This window comes from Microbacterium sp. 13-71-7, from assembly GCF_002257455.1.
Lineage (GTDB): Bacteria > Actinomycetota > Actinomycetes > Actinomycetales > Microbacteriaceae > Microbacterium.
On record NZ_NCKN01000233.1, the window covers coordinates 1 to 6,168 of the forward strand.

A 6,168-nucleotide genomic window follows, 5' to 3' on the forward strand; every position below is an offset into this window, starting at 1 on the left:
TTTGGCGATCCGCCGCCGCTCGCTGCGGCTGTTCGGATCCCTGATCGCGCCGCTCAAGGTGCAGATCACGCTCACCGCGCTGGTGCTGGTGATCTCCACGGCCGCGCAGGTCGCCGGCCCTGCGCTCGTCGCCTACGGCCTGAACACGGCGCTGCCGGCCGTGCTGAAGCACGCCGACTGGATGCCGACGATCATGGTCGGCATCGTGTTCCTCGTCGTCGGCACGGTCGGATCCGCGCTGATCGGCTGGTACGCCGTGCTCACCGCCCGCATCACGCAGGCGGTGCTGCTCGACCTGCGCAAGCGCATGTTCCTGCACACCCAGCGGCTGAGCCTCGAGTTCCATGAGAGCTACACCTCGGGCAGGATCATCTCGCGCCAGACCAGCGACCTCGACTCCATCCGGGAGCTGCTCGACGGCGGGCTGAACCAGCTCGTGTCCGGCCTGCTCTACGGTCTCTTCACGTTCATCGCGCTCGTGCTCGTGGACTGGGAGTCGGGCGTCGTGCTGGTGCTCGCCGGGATCCCGCTGGTCTACCTCATGCGCTGGTTCTACCAGCGCTCGCAGCTCGTGTACCGCGAGTCGCGGGTGATCAGCGCCAAGGTCATCGTGCAGTTCGTCGAGACCATGACCGGCATCCGCGCCGTGAAGGCGTTCCGCAAGGAGCCCCGCAACGACGTGTCGTTCCAGGAGGTCGCCGGCGACTACCGCGACGTGAACCGCCGCTCGATGCTGCTGTTCGGCACGTTCGAGCCCGGGCTCATGGCGGTCGCGGCTCTCACCCTCGGCGTGGTCGTGGTGTGGGGCGGCGTCCGCATGGCGAGCGGCGAGATCCAGGTCGGCATCCTGCTGGCCGCGGTGCTGTATGTGCGCAACTTCTTCGCGCCCATGCAGGAGATCGCGATGTTCCTGAACTCCTTCCAGTCCGCCACGGCGGCGCTGGAGAAGGTGTCCGGCGTGCTCGACGAGGTCCCCACGGTTCCGGATCCGATCAAGGCGGTCGACCTCTGGGAGTCGAAGGGGCACGTGCGCTTCGACGACGTCGAGTTCGGGTACGCCAAGGATCGGGTGATCCTGCCCGACTTCTCGCTGGACATCCCGGCGGGGCAGACCATCGCGCTGGTCGGCACGACCGGCGCGGGCAAGTCGACCCTGGCGAAGCTCGTGTCGCGCTTCTACGACCCGACCGCCGGGGCGGTGACGCTCGACGGCGTGGATCTGCGCGATCTGCATCCGAAGGACCTGCGCCGCGCGATCGTCATGGTCACGCAGGAGGCGTATCTGTTCAGCGGCACGGTCGCCGACAACATCGCGCTCGGCAAGCCCGACGCGACGATGGAGGAGATCAGGGCTGCGGCGAGGGCCGTGGGCGCCGACGCGTTCATCGACTCGCTGCCCGACGGCTACGAGACCGACGTGAACAAGCGCGGCGGCCGCGTGTCGGCCGGGCAGCGACAGCTGATCTCGTTCGCGCGCGCCTTCCTCGCCGATCCCGCGGTGCTGATCCTCGACGAGGCGACCGCCTCGCTGGACATCCCGTCGGAGCGGCTGATCCAGGACGCGCTGCAGACCCTGCTCGCCGATCGCGCGGCGATCATCATCGCGCACCGCCTGTCGACCGTGGCGATCGCCGACCGGGTGCTCGTCATGGAGCACGGCCGCATCATCGAGGACGACGCCCCGGACGCGCTCATCGCCGGCACGGGCAAGTTCGCCCAGCTGCACGCCGCCTGGCAGCAGACGCTGGTGTAGGAGCGCGAGGCTGCGCGTTTGGCAGGACGTCCGCACTTCTGCAGGATGGATCCGGAGGATCTGTCCTGTGGAAGTGCAAATGCCCTGTGGAAATGTGATCGGTAGGCTCGAGGCGTGGATCCCTTCTGGGCGGTCGCCGCGGAACTCTGGTGGATCGCGCCGGTCATCGCCGGCGCAGGAGCGGTGATCGTGCTGGGTGCTCGTCGCGGTGCCGCATCCGGGGGACGTCGGCTCGGCTACGACGCGGCGCGCCTCGATCTGCAGGCTGCGCAGCGGGCGGCGACCGAAGCGCGTCTCGCCGTGCGCGTCGCCCGGGCCGAGCTCGCCGGACGCGTCGCGGGGCGCGCGGCGGGGTCCGCGCATCCGGCCGAGGTGTCCGATGCCCGCCGCGCGCTGCGCGACGCCGAGGCCGGCGCGAAGGCGGCCTCAGCGTCGGTGCGCGCCCGGCGCGCGCAGGTGGAGGCCGCACGGGCCGACCTTGCCCTGAACGCGGATCCGCACCGACGCCCGCTGCCGCGCGCGATCGCGGCCCACGACGCCGTGGTGGCGCGCTGGATGGCGTACGAGACCGATCCCGCGAAGCTCATCGCCTTTCCGACCATCGGCGACGCCGGCGATCCGTCGACGGCCGCGTTCCTGCTCGCGCTGGATGAGGCTCGGCAGACCCGCCCAGACCCTGCCCGCCGGGTCGCGCCCGCCGAGTTCGGTGCCTACCGCGACGCGGTGACCCGGCTGGAGCGCGCGTTCGATACGGCCGAGCGCGACGCCCACGCCCGCGCCGAGGGGCGGGATCCCGAGCGTGAGCGTGCCTCGCGCGCGACGGGCTGGCAGGACACCGCCCAGCAGGTGATCTCGATGTCGGCCGACGCCCTGGACCGCGCGGCCGATGCGGCGGCCTCGGCGATCGCGGCGTGGAACGCGCGCGAGCGCGGCCCGAAGCCGCGCAAGGAGCGGGACTGAGCGCACGCGGCGCGGCGCACTCTGCAGGATGTCTTCACTCCCGCAGGACGCATCGGGCGGATCCGTCCTGCAGAGTTGCACACGTCCTGTGGACGTGACCGCCGCACGCGGCGAACCGCAGGGCGGCGAGTCCGGCGGTGCCTGCTCCGCGGGAGGAGAAGACGACGGGGCTTCGATGGGGGAGGGGATTCGAAACCCCGCCGCCGATCACAGCGTACGCGCGTCGCGGGCGCCCCGGTGCTCAGATGCGGGGCGCGCCGGTGCTCAGAAGCGGATCTCCGCGATGACCTCGGCGTACTCGGTCTCTCCGACGGGCGTGAAGCCGACCCGCTGGAAGAACGCCTCGGGACCCCCGGTGCCTGCCTCGTAGATCACGTTCAGGTGCCCGAAGCCGCGCGCACGGGCCTCGGCGATCAGGCTCTCCACGGCGAATCGGCCGACGCCGCGGCCCTGGTCGTCGGCGTCGACGTTGATCCGCCACAGCACGGAGCGGAAGTGCTCCTCGGGGGCGTCGGGGTCGAAGTTGGCGCTGACGAAGCCGACGACCTCCTCGCCGTCCAGCACGACCCGCTGCCAGCTGGTCTGCGGGTTCATGACGGTCGCGGCGATTCCGTAGGAGACGGGCGCGAGGTACTGCTCCTGCCCGGGCTTCAGGGAGAGGTTGTTGACGGCGACGATCGTCGCCGCGGACAGTTCGACCAGTCGCAGTTCCGTCATGGTCCCCAGGCTAGCCCCTGGACGGCGCTCGTGGCGGAGCGCGTCGAAACGTGAGGAGAAGTTCATCTTCCCCCGCGCCGGGCGAACGGCCCGCGGGCGGATCAGGAGCGCGCGCAGCCGGAGGAAGGGCGCTCGGGAATCCACGAAGGGCAGGTATCTTGGTATCGAGATAAATCTGCGCGATACCGCGTGCGCATCCACGCGAGGTCGCTGTCTGAAACCCTTCCTGCGTGAAACGGAGACCCCGGTGACCGACGACGCCATCATCTACACCTACACGGACGAGGCGCCCGCGCTGGCCACGGCCTCTCTGCTGCCGATCGTCCAGGCCTACGCCCACCAGGCGGGCGTCGACATCGAGACCCGCGACATCTCGCTCGCCGGCCGCATCCTCGCCGCCTTCCCCGAGCGCCTGAGCGCCGGCCAGGCCGTGGGCGACGCGCTCGCCGAGCTCGGAGGCCTCGCGACCACGCCCGAGGCGAACATCATCAAGCTGCCGAACATCTCGGCGTCCATCCCGCAGCTCAAGGCGGCCGTCGCCGAGCTGCAGCAGAAGGGCTTCGACGTCCCGGACTACCCGGACGACGCGACCACGGTCGAGGAGAAGGACATCCGCGCCCGCTACGACCGCATCAAGGGCTCCGCGGTGAACCCGGTGCTGCGCGAGGGCAACAGCGACCGCCGCGCGCCGCTCGCGGTGAAGAACTACGCGAAGAAGCACCCGCACCGCAACAAGGCTTTCGGCGAGGGCTCGAAGACCCACGTCGCGACGCTGGGCCACGACGACTTCAAGGCGAACGAGAAGAGCTGGGTCTCCCCGGGCGATGACGTGCTGACGATCCAGCACGTCTCCGTGGACGGCCAGGTCGCGGTCCTCAAGGAGAACCTCAAGGTGCTCCCGGGGGAGATCGTCGACGCGACCTTCCTGAACGCCGCAGCGCTGGACGCCTTCCTCGCCGAGACGCTCGCCGAGGCGAAGGCGGAGGACGTGCTGTACTCGGTGCACCTCAAGGCCACGATGATGAAGGTCTCCGACCCGATCATCTTCGGCCACGTCGTGCGCGCCTACTTCGCGGACGTGTTCGCCCGGTACGGCGACACGCTCGCCGCGGCCGGTCTCACCGCGAACGACGGTCTCGGATCCATCCTCTCCGGGCTCGCGGACCTGGAGGGCGGCGAGGAGATCGCCGAGGCCTTCTTCCGCGCGATGGAGAACGGTCCGCGTCTCAGCTATGTGAACTCGGACAAGGGCATCACGAACCTGCACGTGCCGAGCGACGTGATCGTCGACGCGTCGATGCCCGCGCTGATCCGCAACGGCGGCAAGCTGTGGGGCAAGGACGGCGGCGAGGACGACACGCTCGCGGTCATCCCCGACTCCTCCTACGCCGGCGTCTACCAGGCCACGATCGAGGACGTCATCGCGAACGGCCCGCTGGATCCCGCCACGATCGGCACGGTGCCGAACGTGGGCCTCATGGCCCAGGCGGCCGAGGAGTACGGCAGCCACGACAAGACGTTCGAGATCGCCGCAGACGGTCGCGTGCAGGTCGTGAACGCGGCCGGCGACGTCGTCCTCGAGCACGAGGTGCACAAGGGCGACATCTGGCGCGCGACGCAGACCAAGGACGTCCCGGTCCGCGACTGGGTCAAGCTCGCCGTGAGCCGCGCCCGCGCGACCGGCGCCCCGGCCGTCTTCTGGCTCAACCCTGCGCGCTCGCACGACGCCGCGCTGATCGCGAAGGTGACGGAGTACCTCAAGGACCACGACACCGACGGCCTCACGATCGAGATCCTCACCCCCGAGGACGCGACCCGCTACTCACTCGCACGCATGCGCAAGGGCGAGGACACCATCTCGGTCACGGGCAACGTGCTGCGCGACTACCTCACCGACCTGTTCCCGATCCTCGAGGTCGGCACCAGCGCGAAGATGCTCTCGATCGTGCCGCTGCTGGCCGGAGGCGGGCTCTTCGAGACCGGTGCGGGCGGATCCGCCCCGAAGCACGTGCAGCAGCTCGTCGAGGAGAACTACCTGCGCTGGGACTCGCTGGGCGAGTTCTTCGCCCTCGCCGCGTCGTTCGAGCACTTCGCTGAGCGCACCGGCAACGCGAAGGCCGCGATCCTGGCGAAGACGCTCGACGCCGCGACCGGCACGTTCCTCGAGAACGACCGTTCGCCGGGCCGGGCCCTCGGCACGATCGACAACCGCGGCAGCCACTTCTACCTGGCCCTGTACTGGGCGCAGGAGCTCGCCGCGCAGACCGAGGACGCCGCGCTGGCCGCCGCCTTCGCGCCGGTCGCCGCCGCGCTGGCCGCGGATGAGGAGCGCATCGTCTCCGAGCTCACCGCGGTGCAGGGCAAGCCCGCCGAGATCGGCGGCTACTACCGCCCCGACGGCGCTCTCGTGGCCAAGATCATGCGTCCGTCGGCGACGCTGAACGCGGTCATCGACGGCCTGAACTGACGGATCGACGAAGGGGGCGGGCGCTGCGGCGTCCGCCCCCTTCGTCGTCCCGCCCGGCGGCCGTCGCATCGTGCCGTGCGCCGGGCACGCGAAGGGGCCCGCCGCGCGATGCGACGGGCCCCTTCGAAGGCGGGATCGGGATCCGGGTCAGTAGTGGACGTTGACCTCGGTGCCCTGCGGCGTCCAGTCGAACAGCCACTGCGCGCGCCACTCCGGCATGCCGACGCAGCCGTGGCTCATCGGGGTGCCCCAGTTGTCGTGCCAGTACACG

At 70.4% G+C, this 6,168-nt stretch carries 5 protein-coding genes; 3 read left to right on the forward strand and 2 right to left on the reverse strand.

From position 1 onward, the window contains the following. Window position 1: 1 nt before the first annotated feature. Complete coding sequence (locus B7X32_RS17400; RefSeq protein WP_292722478.1) at window positions 2–1,753, forward strand: ABC transporter ATP-binding protein; 1,752 nt, start codon at window positions 2–4, stop codon at window positions 1,751–1,753. Between the two features lie 114 nt (window positions 1,754–1,867). Then, window positions 1,868–2,713 (forward strand): hypothetical protein, encoded by an 846-nt coding sequence (locus B7X32_RS17405; protein WP_292722481.1) that lies wholly within the window; start codon window positions 1,868–1,870, stop codon window positions 2,711–2,713. A gap of 264 nt (window positions 2,714–2,977) precedes the next feature. Here the strand turns inward: B7X32_RS17405 and B7X32_RS17410 are convergent, their stop codons facing one another. Then, entirely contained in the window at window positions 2,978–3,430 is a 453-nt protein-coding gene (locus B7X32_RS17410) for a GNAT family N-acetyltransferase (RefSeq protein WP_292722485.1), read from the reverse strand. Between the two features lie 247 nt (window positions 3,431–3,677). Between B7X32_RS17410 and B7X32_RS17415 the strand changes: the two genes are divergently transcribed. Beyond that, window positions 3,678–5,897, forward strand: a complete 2,220-nt coding sequence (locus B7X32_RS17415; RefSeq protein WP_292722488.1) for an NADP-dependent isocitrate dehydrogenase — start codon at window positions 3,678–3,680, stop codon at window positions 5,895–5,897. 147 nt (window positions 5,898–6,044) lie between these two features. Here the strand turns inward: B7X32_RS17415 and B7X32_RS17420 are convergent, their stop codons facing one another. After that, on the reverse strand, window positions 6,045–6,167 hold the full coding sequence (locus B7X32_RS17420; protein WP_292722491.1) for a L,D-transpeptidase: 123 nt from the start codon (window positions 6,165–6,167) through the stop codon (window positions 6,045–6,047). Window position 6,168 lies beyond the last annotated feature (1 nt).

Bases quoted from the DNA above. Each gene is read 5' to 3' on its own strand.
- B7X32_RS17410 (WP_292722485.1), bottom strand. From the start codon at position 3,430: ATGACGGAACTGCGACTGGTCGAACTGTCCGCGGCGACGATCGTCGCC.